Annotated in this window: 15 protein-coding genes and 1 tRNA gene; 8 read left to right on the top strand and 8 right to left on the bottom strand. The window is 44.8% G+C overall.

Features of this window, described 5'->3' with window-relative positions; translation table 11 throughout:
- Positions 1-41 precede the first annotated feature (41 nt).
- A complete protein-coding gene (locus MJO52_RS13740; RefSeq protein ID WP_252082252.1) occupies positions 42-2,078 on the top strand; it encodes an acyl-CoA synthetase in 2,037 nt (678 codons plus the stop codon).
- 43 nt (positions 2,079-2,121) lie between these two features.
- On the opposite strand, the gene MJO52_RS21500 is transcribed toward MJO52_RS13740, so the two are convergent.
- The 6 genes from MJO52_RS21500 to MJO52_RS13715 form a co-directional block, all read right to left on the bottom strand.
- Positions 2,122-2,550: an EamA family transporter gene (locus tag MJO52_RS21500; protein ID WP_353505435.1), complete on the bottom strand. Its 429-nt coding sequence runs from the start codon at positions 2,548-2,550 to the stop codon at positions 2,122-2,124.
- A gap of 397 nt (positions 2,551-2,947) precedes the next feature.
- Positions 2,948-4,117, bottom strand: a complete 1,170-nt coding sequence (locus MJO52_RS13735; protein WP_252082251.1) for a patatin-like phospholipase family protein — start codon at positions 4,115-4,117, stop codon at positions 2,948-2,950.
- 174 nt (positions 4,118-4,291) lie between these two features.
- Positions 4,292-4,368 (bottom strand) — tRNA-Arg (locus MJO52_RS13730).
- Between the two features lie 276 nt (positions 4,369-4,644).
- Positions 4,645-5,502 (bottom strand): delta-class carbonic anhydrase, encoded by an 858-nt coding sequence (locus MJO52_RS13725; RefSeq protein ID WP_252082249.1) that lies wholly within the window; start codon positions 5,500-5,502, stop codon positions 4,645-4,647.
- A gap of 125 nt (positions 5,503-5,627) precedes the next feature.
- A complete protein-coding gene (locus MJO52_RS13720; protein ID WP_252082247.1) occupies positions 5,628-6,749 on the bottom strand; it encodes an FG-GAP repeat domain-containing protein in 1,122 nt (373 codons plus the stop codon).
- A 1,027-nt stretch (positions 6,750-7,776) separates the two neighbouring features.
- The gene (locus tag MJO52_RS13715; RefSeq protein ID WP_252082245.1) at positions 7,777-8,097 is read right to left on the bottom strand and encodes a hypothetical protein; all 321 of its coding nucleotides are present in this window, start codon (positions 8,095-8,097) and stop codon (positions 7,777-7,779) included.
- 408 nt (positions 8,098-8,505) lie between these two features.
- Between MJO52_RS13715 and MJO52_RS13710 the strand changes: the two genes are divergently transcribed.
- From MJO52_RS13710 to MJO52_RS13700, 3 genes are all read left to right on the top strand, one after another.
- Entirely contained in the window at positions 8,506-8,670 is a 165-nt protein-coding gene (locus MJO52_RS13710; RefSeq protein WP_252082244.1) for a hypothetical protein, read from the top strand.
- A gap of 376 nt (positions 8,671-9,046) precedes the next feature.
- Positions 9,047-9,922 (top strand): hypothetical protein, encoded by an 876-nt coding sequence (locus MJO52_RS13705; RefSeq protein WP_252082243.1) that lies wholly within the window; start codon positions 9,047-9,049, stop codon positions 9,920-9,922.
- A 379-nt stretch (positions 9,923-10,301) separates the two neighbouring features.
- Positions 10,302-10,454 (top strand): hypothetical protein, encoded by a 153-nt coding sequence (locus MJO52_RS13700; RefSeq protein WP_252082242.1) that lies wholly within the window; start codon positions 10,302-10,304, stop codon positions 10,452-10,454.
- A gap of 60 nt (positions 10,455-10,514) precedes the next feature.
- Here MJO52_RS13700 and MJO52_RS13695 read toward each other — a convergent pair whose 3' ends face one another.
- Together MJO52_RS13695 and MJO52_RS13690 are read right to left on the bottom strand one after the other, a co-directional pair.
- Positions 10,515-10,757 carry a hypothetical protein gene (locus MJO52_RS13695; RefSeq protein WP_252082241.1) on the bottom strand — a complete coding sequence of 81 codons (243 nt, stop codon included), beginning with the start codon at positions 10,755-10,757 and terminating at the stop codon, positions 10,515-10,517.
- A 551-nt stretch (positions 10,758-11,308) separates the two neighbouring features.
- Entirely contained in the window at positions 11,309-11,845 is a 537-nt protein-coding gene (locus MJO52_RS13690) for a hypothetical protein (protein WP_252082240.1), read from the bottom strand.
- Positions 11,846-12,141: 296 nt separating this feature from the next.
- Between MJO52_RS13690 and MJO52_RS13685 the strand changes: the two genes are divergently transcribed.
- The 4 genes from MJO52_RS13685 (at position 12,142) to MJO52_RS13670 (ending at position 15,266) form a co-directional block, all read left to right on the top strand.
- Positions 12,142-12,312: a hypothetical protein gene (locus MJO52_RS13685; protein WP_252082238.1), complete on the top strand. Its 171-nt coding sequence runs from the start codon at positions 12,142-12,144 to the stop codon at positions 12,310-12,312.
- Between the two features lie 245 nt (positions 12,313-12,557).
- The gene (locus tag MJO52_RS13680) at positions 12,558-12,890 is read left to right on the top strand and encodes a hypothetical protein (protein ID WP_252082237.1); all 333 of its coding nucleotides are present in this window, start codon (positions 12,558-12,560) and stop codon (positions 12,888-12,890) included.
- Positions 12,891-13,451: 561 nt separating this feature from the next.
- Positions 13,452-14,549, top strand: a complete 1,098-nt coding sequence (locus MJO52_RS13675) for a fibronectin type III domain-containing protein (protein ID WP_252082236.1) — start codon at positions 13,452-13,454, stop codon at positions 14,547-14,549.
- A gap of 39 nt (positions 14,550-14,588) precedes the next feature.
- On the top strand, positions 14,589-15,266 hold the full coding sequence (locus tag MJO52_RS13670; RefSeq protein WP_252082234.1) for a hypothetical protein: 678 nt from the start codon (positions 14,589-14,591) through the stop codon (positions 15,264-15,266).
- The last annotated feature ends 15 nt before the right edge of the window (positions 15,267-15,281 follow it).

The following is a 15,281-nucleotide window of genomic DNA, read 5'->3' as shown; positions in this document are numbered from 1 at the left end:
TAATACAGCCACATTCTGATTGGCTATCAGGGAGTAATATTATGTCCACTTCAACTTTGAAAGATATTGAGGCTTTGGAAAATTACTTGCTAACGGGCAAGCAACCAGAGGGGGAAGATTTCTCCAACCTTAAAGCGCTTACTGAAAAATTCAGCGGCAACACTTTTGAAGCAATAATGGCTGCGTGCAAGTGTTACTCCCAGCAAACAGCGATTTCTTTTTTTCTCTCAGGCAAAGATCATAGAAAACCAGTAAAGATCAGCTATCAAACACTGGCTGAACGTATTATTCAAACTGCTAATTTATTGAATAGTGTTGGCATTCAAGAACATGACACGGTTGCGTTTGCACTGCCAAATTTACCAGAAACGCACTATGTACTCTGGGGGGCAGAGGCGGCCGCTAAAGTATTGGCCATTAATCCACTACTGGAGGCCAGGCAGATAGAAGAGCTGATTCGGCATAGCCAAGCGAAGGCTATCGTTACCTTGAGCCCTTTCCCTGGTACCGATATCTGTGAAAAAATTGAAAGTATCTTGCCAAATTTGCCTGAGGTTAAAAATATCTTCCATGTGGACCCAGCTTATCATGCAGGGGGGTTTAAAGGCATTGCGGCTAGTGCGATACAGTATCAATACCGCAGACGGCTACCCCCGCTGCAAGGTAAAAAGCGGATAGCCTACCAGTCGGCACTTAAGCAGCAACCATCTAGCCACTTGAATTTCAAACGCAGTATCCACAGTGATGATACCGCCTCTCTATTTTGTACCGGGGGCACAACAGGCCTACCAAAAATTGCTACCCATACACACGGGAATGAACTGGCCAATGCAAAAAGTATAGGTCTGGTAGCTGGCGACATTATGGGGCCAGGAAAAGTTATCTTGTGTGGCCTGCCACTTTTTCATGTGAATGCGGCAATTGTGACGGGGCTAGCAGCCTTTATTAATGGTTGCGAAGTGGTATTAATGACCCCTCAAGGTTACCGAGGTGAGGATGTCTTCAGTAATTTTTGGAAAATTATTGAGTTCTACCGCGTGAACAGCTTCAGCGCTGTGCCCACAGTTTATTCCACTTTGCTGCAGCAGCCAGTAAATCAGTGCGATATCTCCTCCCTACAAATGGCTTTGTGCGGCGCGGCGCCTATGCCGGTTGAGGTTTTTAATGCTTTTGAGCGTATAACCGGTGTGCAAATCGTAGAGGGATATGGTTTAACGGAAGGTACTTGCGCTAGCAGTCTCACCCCACCACATGGCGTGAAGAAGGTGGGTTCTATCGGGCTGCGTTTACCGCTGCAAGAGATGAGAAGTGCCCAGCTGGATGAGCAAGGCAACTTCATTCGGTATAGCCAGGCCAATGAAATCGGTAATCTGCTGATTCATGGGAATAATGTATTTAATGGTTACCTTAATCCTGAGCATAATCAGGGGATATGGGTAGAAGATGCTCAAGGACAGCGCTGGTTTAACACCGGGGATTTGGGCAGGCAGGATGAAGATGGCTATTTTTGGCTCACAGGCCGAAAAAAAGAGTTGATAGTACGTGGAGGGCATAATATTGAGCCCAAATTGATAGAAGAGGTGCTTTGCCAGCATCCTTCCGTTGCTATGGCTGCAGCGGTAGGTACACCAGATGCCCACGCGGGAGAGGTTCCTGTCGCCTACGTCAAGTTATCAGAGGAAGCGATTAGTCCCCTGATAGTCAAAGGGCATGAGGTTGTAATGGATGATTTGGCCAAAGCCCTGCTTGAAGCAATTACTACCTATGCCAAAGAAAATATTACTGAGCGAGCGGCCATTCCCAGAAGAATTGTGCTCCGTGCCGAACTCCCTGCTACAGCGGTTGGCAAGATTTTCAAGCCCGCTTTGGAAATGGAAGAGATTCGTTTGTGTATTCAGGGGATTATTGATCAGTTGGTGAGGGGAACAGACATGGCCACTGCCAGCAACCAGGTAAAGGTGGAGCAGGATAAGGTACTTGGCACTATTGCTAGGGTTACCACAGGAGGGAACTCTAGCTTGGAGGGCGCCCTTACGGAACAGCTTGCGCCCTACACCTTTAAATATGAAATTGTTTAATCTTTCTCTGAGGGTGCTCTCTTTGAGAGCATCGAGATTATGTCTACTCAATCTTTGGGAGCCTGAACGGTTTACCCAGGGGCTTTTTTAGCCCTAATAATCTACCATATAAGGAGTTGCATATAAGCCCAGCCATAATCAACGCAAAGCCTATAATTTCTATGGTCTGTAACTTTTCGTCCAGGATAATACAAGAAGTGATAATACCTACTACTGGAATCAATAGAGCAAAAGGGGTAACCGCTGCAGCGGGATGTGATCTAAGGAGCCTGCCCGAAAATGCGAAAGCAATTAGGGTGGAGATGTAGCTGGCAAAGGCAAGGGATAGCCAGGTTTTCTGATTGGCACTAATGATTAGAGTTAACGGCTCTTGGCTCTCCAGGAAATAGGAGAAAACAAAAAGTGGTATGGGAGGTACCAGGCATACCCAGATCATAAAGTGCAGCAGATTGACGCCCTGGATACGTTTCATATCTAGTAGGAATTGCCTGGGAAACTGCTCCTGCATGGTAAAGTGAAATTAAATAGTCAATCAAATAGTATTGATCTTGTGGAGCCGGGAGAGTTGGATTTGTCGGGGTGCCTTGTCTAAAAACTTAACAATACAACCTAGGATTATCTTTATCTGCCCGATAAGTCTAACAGTGAGACATTTCAAGGGGCAATGGCGTTGATGGTCGAGGAGGTCAACAAAAGGACAGGTAATATCATCATCGAGATAATCGTATTCTGTACAGTTTTTCTGAGTAACTAGGTGATCTTCAGGGCATAAAAACTGCAGGTGAACTATCGAAAGTTAAGGGCAGGGGAAAATATTTAGTAATCAGCGAAAATATAGATGCTCAAATATTCGAACTTATAATGAGCTTCTATTGAGAAGATGTTCCATCTGGCTGGCTGAGCCGCTCGATAATTCTTTGTATGTCCTGTTGATTTTCTTCAATCAAGCGGTCGGCATAAATTTTTAAATGGTGTAGGGAGTCGTAGTCAAAGATATCGACGAATGGATCAGCAATTTCGATATTGAGATAATCGTATTCTAGGCGGTCGCTATCGGAGAAATGTTGGGCGAGATCAAGAGCGTATAATTGTTGAAGGTCCATATATCTCTGGATATTAGAAAAAGCATCTCGTATCCAGCGAATGCGCCCCCAGTTTTTTAGCTCACTATAATCTACCTCGCTACTGGCCAATGGTGGTGAACCTGCCCCCAATATTAGAACGTAGTAGTTTTTATTTGGGAACTCTTTAAGGATATCAAGTAGCACCAGACTGGTGGGGTTATTCATGGCTAGACCTGCATCGGCAAAGTAACGGTGCACTCTGGTTTGCTCTGGTGTTTTGAAGACTACCGGGGGAAAGGCGGTCTCGGCACTGACTGCTGCCGTGATAAGTTGGTATAAGCTGTCGGTAGGTAATTGTTTGATTGCATCCCCACGATTTTTGAAAAGGTGTATTTCACCACTGTGAATGTCCAGTGCAGGAATAAGGACAAAGTTATTTAAGTCTGTAAAAGAAAGCGACTTTGTATAGTGGTTTTCCAGTACACGGTGGAGCCGTTCTCCCATGAAGGAGGGGGAAAAAAGCCCCCAGCCTGTCAATAGATCGTGATACCAGGGTGAGGAAAACAAATAGTCACTTTCTTCTTTATAGAGTTGTATTAAGTACTCTGTGGCTGAATCATGCCCGGTGTAGTTTTTGGGAATAAATTTTTCAGGGATGTTGATGCCGCTGGCTACAATAGCACCGCTGGATACACCACTATAAACATCAAAAACTTCGCTAATAGGTTTGTTTAGTTTGTTCTCGATATAGTTGAGCACATATAAGGGGATGAGCCCACGGACACCGCCGCCATCTACAATCAAGATTTTGATGGTGTCTTTTTCTTTGAGGTAATCCAGGCTTTCAGATCGTTCGGGCTCGGAGGGGGAGCTTTTGAAGGTGGCAGACTGAGTAAAGTGCTTGTTGTAGACGTAAGCGGCAACAATATAAATTACAAGGATACAGAGTAGGGCTAAAATCGCACGCTTAAGCATAAGACTGCAGGCCACTCTTACTTAAAGAGTTAGTGAATGCTGCCGGGCCGAAGCCGAGATTACCTTAGGCTAATGAGAAGTGTATGGTCGTATGCCTGCAATCGCTACTTGTGAATCTATCTACTGAAGAAATAAAAAAAGGGCTTGCATCCGGAGATGCAAGCCCTTTTGAAATGGCGCGCTCGGGAGGATTCGAACCTCCGACCGCCTGGTTCGTAGCCAGGTACTCTATCCAGCTGAGCTACGAGCGCGTCGTTGAGGGTGCGCACAATATAGACTTCTCCATGGAGCGTCAAGTACTTTTATGAAAAAGAGTACTTGAGGTTAAATATTGACCATCATGCAAAGGAGAGTAGTGGTCAGCTCCTACTCCGGTTAACCAAGAAGCAGGGTGGTTTAGCTATGGCATTAGTTGGCATCCATACATTAGTAGCCTTGAGCTGTTTGAGGGGTCGTTAGCCGCTTAGTGGCGTGTCCGTTGTTGTTGGATAGGATCACGCTGGTAGTTTTATTCTTGCCATGGGTGTTTAGTGTTTAATCTCGGAGAGAAGCTTGGGGTTCTGGATCAGATTCCTTACACCGTGAGCATGATCTTCATTAAAGATATTGTCCTTGCACCAGTTGCCCACAGAAGTAATGTTGACCTTGGCAACGTTGGGGCGGACACTCCAGGTGACTTGATAAGGGGAGCCTTGTTCATTGTAATCTGGACCGGTGGTGGAACCTGAATACTGAATTGGCTTTCCAGTATTGCTGGGAATGCCCAAGGCTTGTTGAAAACCACTTTTTTCATCATGGGCAGTTAGCTTTACAAAGTCTAAAGCAGTGGAATCATTCACCAAGACATAAACTTGCGTTTCTACACGCAATTGTGGATTCTTAATCTCTTCATTAAAGCAGGAACCCAAGGTTGGGCCCGGCTTGATTTTGGCGGATGAGTGGACGTAATGGACTTCAATGGTATCTCCCGGATAAAGACTCCCATGATCGCTTGGGCACACTTCTTGATTAAGTGGGGCTAACTCGGCCGCGGTAAGAGTGCCGGAATATTTATAGCCTGACAGAAAGCCACGTCCATCACCATTGCCCGCATACTGGGTAAATTCTCCACCTTTATGCTCAGCATTTTTATGAAAATGGATGTTGCACAAATTCATAACTGTATGAGCTGGTGCGGCAGCGAAGAAAATCGTATGGTTTCCGGAAATTGATTCAATATCTCGTGGAGATTGTGGGCCAAAGCTTTTCCCTGTGGTGCTTTTCTCTAAATTCGCTCGTTGATTTGCGATGGTCTCATCGGATACCGCGTCATTACTTTCTTGCGTAGAAGCGTTGACGGCTATAGTTGTCGTTGCAGCTAAAACAAAAAGAGATTTTATTTTCACGGTGATAACCTTCTGCGGTTTTTTGTGGTTGAGAGGTTGGTTGTATTTATGTGGGTATGTTGCTCTGGTAATTAATTCCGGTACGCTGCAGGAGTAACTTTAGATTACATCCAATAGGGTATCTGTTACTCTATCCGGCTTATATACACAGCTGCTAAATTGCTGTTGCCATCCGCAACAATAAAGTCACTTTTACCGTCTTTGTTTAAATCTAAAAGTGTGCCCCCCCATGGGTTGGGAATGTTAAAATTCTTAAATTTGATTGACTTGATCGTCGGGCCTCCAATCAAAATAAGCACTTCACCTGACCAACTGCTGACTAAAGCGTCGTCAACATCATCGCCATTGAGATCTCCCGTTGCAATCTGTTTGGCGCCATTAGATGCCTGGATTTCGATTTGTTTCTTTTTAAGAAAACTACCGCTACCATCTCCTGGGATTATAGTAATGATATTGCGATTGTTCGCTACAAGTAAATCCATGTTTCCGTCTCCGTTCATGTCTGCCGCCTCAACGCTAAATGGCACTTCGGATTGCGCAAGACTACTTAAGCTGAAAGAACCCTTGCCGGATTTATTTATTAATATGCCTATGTCATTCTGATTTGGAGTCACCAAATCGGAGTGTCCGTCTTTATTTAAGTCTTTGATGGCAAACCCCCGGTAGGGGTCTCCTCCCACTTTGATAGTCTTCCCTGGCAGTTTAAAATCACCATTCCCGTGTTCTTTGAGAACGAGTAAACCTTCGTGATTACGGTTGTCTACAATCAGATCAACTTTGTTATCACCATCAAGGTCATTTAATCGGACGGCATGTGGGTGAGGTGTTACGTACACGTTTAATGGTGAATTCGGTGCGGGGTTAAAACCTCCTTTGCCATTTCCTAATAGCATGGTGACGTATGAGGTTTCGTGGTTGGCTATAACAACATCAACGTTCCCATCGCCATTGATGTCAGAGGTCGATAGACCTGAAGGGCTGTCACCGGCGGGGAAATCTCCCGCTAGTGTCAAAGTCCCATTGCCATTGGAAAGATAGGTTACTATGTTGTTGTCCGAATTGTTTGCAATAATTACATCTTGATTTCCGTCTGAATTAAGGTCAGTTACTGCAATTGCAGGTTGGCCGGCACCAACTTTAATTATGGAGGCAGAGTAAGATATATTTTCTACTTTAATTGTGTCTGCGGAGCATAAAGCGCTAGACATAAAGCAGAGTGTTAGAAGAATATATTTATCTAAGTTCATTTTCTTATGATTCTCCAAGGTTTATGTGATTGCATAACAAGTTTTAAGAGGATGCTCTGGTCTTGAGTTGACTAAGTTTAATTATCTCCGGCTTAGAACTTTATCTGGCTCTAGGCAATTAATCGAGATTGATTTGTTAACCTCTGGTTGATTTGGCAGCATCTGAATTTTGTGTGGGGCTAAGTGGATGTTGTCACAACTTAATAACTTATCAATATTATGTGCAGTGCAAAATACCCGTGATCGACCTTAAGCGTTATTCTGCCTTTTCAGGGGAAATTCTTTTTTTGATGTCAGAGCTCTAAGGTGGACGGTTCTTCAAGCTGTTCTTGATTGTGCTTGTGCAGTTAAAATAAAGCCTTGAGTTTTTTCCTGTATTGTGGCTGCTTAAAAGAGTCAGGCTGCTCTTTGTTGGCGCTTGAAAATATCTTTTGGTCCCTAGTAGTCACTATTAACCATTTGTTGTCAAAATCTATTTAAATGCAGGATTAGTGTGCCAGGATAGCTGCTGGTAAAAACCCTATACACGTTGCGCTGCTCTATTGTAAGAGAGTGATTGAAAATTATATTGTATTCATGTCTCATTTAGGCTCACAATTTTATGCCTGGGTTGTTATAACAAATACTGCCCTTGGCAATAGTAATGTGGGGCCCGTTGGTTCCAGGCTAGTTATTTTCAACATGGGTAAGCTGGGAATCTTACTGGAGCTGATGCCACCAGTCGCCCTGAAAGAACGACATTAGATTGAAGTACTCAATGGGCAGAACGAAAACACTAATTATCTACTGAGGTACTTCTTCTTGAAAAAATTACAAGCTGGCAAGATGCATAAAAAATCGAGGGCGTTTATGTGTTTTGCTGGTAGGGGATCATCCCCTACCTATAGATTGGCATGGCCTGGGTTGCTAAAGCGGGCGGAAGCGGAAAGTTCAAGACCCGAGAGCCATGCTATGGTAATATCCTCTATATATGTGTAACCGGCATTAACCCGTTTTCCGTGTAAGTCATTCAGGCCTATTTAATAAATCAAACACCAGCCGGGAAAACTGCTTGATCTTTTCTGGATCGGATAAAAGCTGCATTATCTGATTCTTGCTTGCACGCCTTAAAGCTATTTTCCATATTGGCGATGAGTACCGCATTACCCCCTCGCTTGCTGCGCTCAAACATTTCTTTGGCCTGTTTATTGGCGGCTAGGGCAGATTTGCAGTGGGCCTGCCAGCGCTCAACCGCCGGCTTACAGATATTGTCAATCGCCGCGTTGCTCTTACTCTTGATAAAAAAGGCTGCGTAGAACTGCTCTACTTCTGGCCTGGTAAAGATGCCCACAGCTGTCGAGAAAATCAAAAATCAGGTCCGGGTCGGTGACGTTGGCCAGCTAGTATTTCAATTGCTCGGAGTAGGGCGCTTGGGTGGCCGCGCTGTCTACGATCAAAGCTAGTTTTTTAGCGGTTATCGGTGAATGACCAGAGCGCAGACATCAACCCAGCCACGCTCACCATCCTAGGCATAGCCACTATCGCAGTCGGCTAGCTAAACAGCATCACCAGCCCAGGCCCGGAGGCACAAATCTGCGTGTTAGCAGGAATCAAACATCTTTAGCGGCATACCCAATAACGGCAAACCCTTCGCACAAGAGGACACCCTAGCGCCCGCCGTCAAGCCCGGGACACTATCGACGCACAACTGCAGCTAGAAGAGCTGGCCATACAAAACGATCCGCCGGGCATTGCCAGTAATAGCGAGCGCTACCTAGTGGCTTCAGGCAGCGGCGCCTGGGCCGGCAAAGTCGGCCAGCTTGCCCGCTATGTGGAAATGTCAGGCTACAGACAATTTTGCCTGGCAAAAGTGGCCCCGAATAAAGCGGACAATCCGCTGTATATGAAAGGCAACAGCGGCTGGCATATCGCTTACCGCTAGGGCGGCTCTGCCGAAGATCATTGGGAGTGCAAGCAGCGATTTGGTTGGGGTGCTGGGGCAGATGTTATCCGCGTTAAATAATATTTACTGGGGTAACCAGGTTAGTTGATCGCTCTGCTTTTAACTGTTGGCTTAGTTGGTACGTATATAAGGTGAAAATTTTGGGGCATGGGGAAAGAATGAAATAAAATACTTCGGATAGTTTTGGCCTAGCTGTTTTAGGGTTGTAGCTCTGTAAAGGTATTTTTTCACAATTTGGAGACGTCCAAGAGTGCGATTAATGCCGATTATCAAGCTGCAGGCCTTATTAGGGTTGGGCATTAAAAAACTGTCCGAAGTTTTATTTGTTTCATAGTATATGTAATAGGTTGTAATTTTGAAAAAACTGGCTACAGAATCCGCTCTGCACAGGGCTGTGTTGAAAAATTCTATCGGTGGTATCACCTTTATCTGTGCATCGGCACTGGTTCATGCGGATACAATCAGTACAAAAATAGATCTAGGTGAGCCATTTCCCTTTAGGATGGAAGATGGAATTAAACATGAGGTGAATTTAGATATTGGCTATCAATTCGATACCATTAAGAAAGTTTGTATCAATACGAAAGTTAAAAATGGAACTGCGGGCGGAGTATCTTATGAAACAAAAAGTGAACCTGCAGGACCTTTCACTTTTCCTTATTTTGAATCGCAAGCGTTGATGTTGTTTAGGAGCATAGAGCTTTCAACACCGGAAAACCCTAATCCTGTACCACAGCTGCAAGAAAGCATCAATATCTGTGGGGAAGAAAACAGTCTCTTAGCAAAAAATTTTTTCGATGGAGAAGGTAAATTTACATTCATTGTGTCTGGTGGTTATATAGATTTCTGGGACTTTGAGCTGGTTGTAGAGGGGGATGTCTCTGATACTCAGTTAGCGATTGTGCTTGACGAACCTGTCGAATTTTCAGTTCCTTCCTATGGAGGAAGAGTCAATTATGATGCAAGTATTCGCAATTTAGATTCTTCACAATCATTGGTTACTCTTGAGCAATGGAGCGTGCTCACTCTTCCCAATGGGGATAATTACCCCATTCATAAATCACGTGATGTCGTGTTGAATTATTCTGAGGCAAAGGACTACACTCGAAATTATCTAACGATACCAGGGTGGTTTGAGGCTGGAGATTACGAGCTAACTTGGTATGTCGCTGACCCAAGCACCGGGATTCGGGTGAAAGACAGTCTGCATTTCACAAAAAGTGCTGACTAAGCTTTCATGTTCTAATCATATATGGCTCAGCTATCAAAATAAGCTGACTGCCTTTCGATGTTAAAGCACGGTTATATATTTCCCTTACTTGCCGTAACAGCTACTTTAAACGGCTTCTACTAAACCGAGCTCGAGGCTTATGATCACAAGCAGTGGCTTCCCCAGTGGTCCGATGCCGATGGTGGCTGTCAGAATACTCGCCAAGAGCTGCTGATTCATCTCTACTTGACTCCGGTGAACCTCAGAAATGAAAAGGCCTGTACCGATATGCCGCGCTTATGAGTGGCCCCCTATAGCGGCCAGTTTTCCAAAAGGCTTCGGATCTGGATGTTGAGCATATAGTCCTGCTCGCTTGAGTCCATAAGTATGGCGGTGCCAATTGGGCCTGCGAGCAGCGCCGCGTCTTCGGCAAAGACCCGGCCACCTGTGGCTGGTGGAAGAGGGTCATAACCAGAGCAAGGGCGATAATGGCCCCGATGAACGGTCCCCTTACCAGAACCATCTACAAGCGGCAGTTTGGGATAGTGGCTAGTAAGTATGGGCTGATGTGGCGCAAAGAAATTAGGCCCGATAAGTAGGGCCTATTTTTTAATTACATGCTCATACCTGAGTTTGAAAAACGTTGCTCTTGCAGAAGGCTTTCAAGTTTTGTAAGCGCAGCAGCTTTGCTTCTGTGAGTGAAGGTGACGCCTACGGGTGTTCTGATTTCATAAGTAGTGGTCACAATGCCTGCGCCATCGACTTTCGTGATTTCATTAAGAATGAAGTCGCTTTCTTGAAGTACATTGGTTTCGGTGTGTACTTCAATTTTCTTTTTTTTTAGAGGTTTCAACATTTATATATTGACTACTTACTAGCCCTTTAATTCAACAAATTATCTATTAAGATAAGTTTCCCTCGGTGTAATGCAGTTAATCGAGAAAATGAATTGGGAGATATACAATCATTGATCAACAACTGTTCGGTTTCGTGCATGTATTGAGGAGGCAGACAATGCCAAGCAATAATTTGATCTGGATCGAATGTAAGCCCGATTTAATAGTTCGCAAACTCTGTGTTGAGAGGGCGTGAATAACCTAGAGAGCATTTCACTGGTACTCATTGCCGGGATGACCTACTGCGAGATCATCCTGTTCCTTTTGCTGGTACTCTTGCAGTGCCTAAAGTTCTCGCCTTGAGGGGGGGGGGCACCAAGCATTCCCAAGTGTGTCAATGCGCCCAGGAGGACAGACTGGCGCCGCTTCGGCCCGCCGTCCAAGGTGGTGAGGTTGGAAATTGATAGCAATATGCGGATGCGCTCTATTGAAATCCTAATGAAGTCCAGCAGGCGCCGCATACTGGAGTTTTGGCAAAACCGAAAATCGGGCTTTTAACTCTACATGGTGTTTAGTTAGTTGCGCTAGTCGACAGAGTGGAAAAGTGGTTATGTCCATCTTTAAAGATGCTTTTTGTGAGGGCGTTCAACTGCTTTTGTAGCAGCTTAAAATTTTCTTGGTCCTGAGCAAAAATTCCAGCCGACTGCGAGGCAAGCTCAGTTGATTTCCTCAGATCTTCAATCAGCGTTTGTACTTCTGGCTCGAAGTGCGGCGCCAGTTTTCCCAGCCTTTTATCAGCTTTATTGAGGTGCGAGATGACGGCTTTTTTGGATTTTGTAGCTTTGCAGTCTGGACTATTGTCTTTTCCTATTTTTTCGAATTCAGTAAGAAGAAGGTTTAGTTTCGACTCCAGGCCACTTATCAAAAGCACGGCATTTTCGTATGCCTTCATCTTTTCATCATAAAGGGCTTTTTTCTCAGGAATCCTGTCTTCTAAGCTTTTTAGTGGCTTTGTTACACGCCAGACTATAAAAGCGCTAATTAGGAAAAAGGTTATCGTGACAACGGCAGTGCGAATGATCTTTGTTCCAAGTTCGAGCTCGTCCATGGTTTCTCCTGAGTCATTATTAAAAATAGTCATACGATGCAGCAGCTTCTGAGTGGTTACTCCTCAGTCTTCACCGCAAATAAATCTGGCTGCTATTTCCGTACTATCGAAAACTCGAGCCTGGTAATCAGTCGCCCTGTTGGTTGTTATGGGGCGCACCGTTATTGGGTATAAATTGATTCGCCTCATTTGTACCCCTTAACCTGCGAGAATGTAAACCAGAAATCTGTACACCTTGAAGCGGTCGCTGAAGGCTCCGGGCTTGGGGCCTGTAGGATAGCTGCTATGCCAGCAGTGTGCAGATATTCCGGCCGGACCTGCATGCCCACCGGGTGGTGATTTTCTCCAGCAATTATCCACTGTATGGCGGTACCTTCCAGCGGGTGAAGACCACCCTGCGCGAGTTCGGCCCGAATGTGGAAGTCTACAGCATTGATGAGGTGTTTATGGACCTGCACGGGATGTAAGTGGATTGGCAGGGCTAAGGCCGCAAGATCCGCAATACCCTGTGGCGCAATATCCGCATGCCTGTGGGAAAGGGTATCGCCCCAGTAAGCTGGTCAAGCTTGCTAACCGCGTGGCCAAGGCTTTGGTAAAGATTACAAACCCTTTTGAACCGTGCGGGATGTCCCTAGCAGAGGCAGGGTGCATCGTCGGACTGCGCTAACTCATTTAGTTAGTCAATAATCTCCCTCATCGTTACTGTCATGCAGTGATTGTAAGAGATCTAAAAACTTCTATTCAAGTACTGGAAATTGAGCTAACGAATAAAACCAAAAAAGATGGTACAGAAGAATCTGAAAGTCTTTCAACTTTGTTTTTTCAGGCCGGAGATACAAAATCAACTTATTTGAATATCCTGGATGAATTGATGACATCGTATAAGGGTGAAGGTCTAAATGCGATGAGCTGGAAGCGAAGTTATATTGCTGAAAACACTTCTGTACGAGAATACTTGGGTCATCCGGACAATAAAATAAAGAGTGAACAAAGTGCGTTGGGGTCATGGATAGAAAGAGCGGCTCAGAAAGTAATCGGTATGTAACAGAGCATTAGTTCCTAATTTTTATTAAAATTATGACTATTTAACATGTCTATTGTCTTGTAATTTAAATGACATCTAGCTCATAGATTAAAGTCTACTTGGGCAGTTTGAAGGTTATAGATATCTCTTTAGAGTTAATTGGGGAAGGCTGCTTACCACCCTGTTAATTTAAGTGTGCAGTCTTATAAAAATGCTTAATTCCACCTTTTCATAAATTCTTGCTAGGCAGAAGCCAGATATTACCGAGATTGTATTTGGCTTTAGGTGTCCGATTTTGAAGTGGATGAATTTATAACCTTCTAAGACCTCAGAAAATAATTATTAGTTGGTACCTATGTAAAGGTTGTTGTGTTTTTAACGACCAGATTGTTGTGGTTAGATTTTAAAAATTAATTTCCCACCTTTACCATGCGAAAGAATATTTAGAATGTTGTTGATTGTACTTTTCTTCTTGTGATAAAAGGTGCGCCTAATTTACAGGGATGTACTGTTTTATTTTTGCCTTCATTGGCTCCGATGGTCCCTTTTGGTGTGAAGCTTTTTTCTACGTGTAGTCTGGCTATGATGAAACGGATTTCTTTCTTTAGTTGTTTGTTTTTAATACTTTTTGCTGAATTTGCTACTGCTGGGGTTTGGGCAAGCACCACGAATTCAAATGGAAAGCATACGATTCGTTGGAGTACAAATTCATCTGCCGAGTACTATGGAGTAAGCGTCCATAAAGGGTCAAAGTCTATTGGCACCTATAATGTAAATGGTACTTCTAGATCTTTTACCCACACTGAAAATGGGGACTATAGGTATCAAGTTGTCGCTTTTTCAGGGGATATTTGGAATCCAATAATAGGTGAATGGGTTCCGGGTAGTGGTACAGCATTGGGCAGTGTTACAGTAACGGTAAAATTACAAGCGCCCCCTAAGCTAGGCAATCTAACAGCCCCCACAAATAGTTCGAACGGTTCTTTTACCTTATCCTGGCCAGTACCTTCAGGTATTGTCTCTCGCTATGAGGTCTATAGGCAGATTAACAACGGGGCTTGGTCTCCCCTCAACGGTATTGGGGCAAGTTCCACCAAGATTTCAGGTTTATCTACAGGAGCATGGGATTTCAAAGTCCGAGCCTGTAATAGTACCGGCTGTGGGGCTTTTTCTAACGAACGCCGGGTCAATGTTGCCCGTACACCGAATACGCCGGCTAGCATTGTCCTTAAGGATATAACAAGTGGCACTGTCGACCGTGAGGGGCGCATAAGCGTCGATTGGTCAGCACCTGGTTCGGGTTATGCTGTTACGGGCTATCAGATACAACAATGTAAAGATTCCTGCTCAGGTTGGACACAAGTTTACTCTAGTGCAAGCACAGCCACTGGGCCGACGCCTGTTCCGGCGTCTGGAAGTACTCCGCTAACTAATGGAACTTATAAGTACCGTGTTAGGGCCTATGCAAAGGGCGGTTCCTATGTCACTTACAGTGGCTGGAGAAATTCCTCTTCAGTGACTGTGAGTCGACAGCCTGATACTGTGCGGAACTTTACGCAACCTGACCACGGGACCCAGAGTAGTAGTTTTAAGGTAGTATGGTCTGAAGTTACCGGCTCATTCGATGCGGTAACACGTTATGAGCTTCGGTGCAGTATCAATGGAGGGAGTTACACCTAAGCTAAGTGCGGTAGTTCCAACTTGGGTACAGCAACCTCTATGGAGGTTACACTCAACTCCAGTGATCCCAGTGGCGAATATCGTTTTATGGCTCGGGCCTGTAATGACCATGGTTGTAGTGGTTGGACTCCCAGTGATAGCCGTAAAGTTGTGATGGTCAATGTGCCGTTGCCCGCACCAGACGCACCGAAATTTACTTCTTTCCCTAGTGACAGTGAGTTTGGTGATTACGATCTCAGTTGGAGTGAACCAAGCCTTACATGGACCTCTTTTGAGTTACAGCGTGAGCGTCGCAATGACCCAGACACAAACTGTGGAAATAGTTGCTGGAAAGTGGTCTCAGGTAATCTAGAGGAGCGGACTTATTCAGCTCGCGGAGACATAGAAGATAAATATCGCTACAGAGTCCGTGCCTGTAATGGCCCTGAGTGCTCTGGATGGACTACAAGTGATTGGATTGATGTACACAATCTCGAGGGGATCGAGCCGGCGGTCAGTCTTGCAATTGCAGATACACCAGGAACTGCAAATTATAGTGCAAACGTTAATTATGAAGGGGACGCGGTTATATCGATTCCTGTCGAAGTAGCGCCGGGGGTTAATAACTTGGTCCCTAGCTTGGGCCTTCAGTATTCAGGTGCTCGATACCGGGAAAGAAATAATGAGATGTTGCCAGAAGATATTCTGGGCTATGGATGGAGGTTGAGTGGTCTGTAGGAGATCCGCCGCTGT

This window comes from Microbulbifer variabilis (assembly GCF_023716485.1).
Lineage (GTDB): Bacteria > Pseudomonadota > Gammaproteobacteria > Pseudomonadales > Cellvibrionaceae > Microbulbifer > Microbulbifer variabilis_B.
Note: the sequence above shows the minus strand (reverse complement) of the source record. Positions and strands in the feature narration are given on the sequence as shown.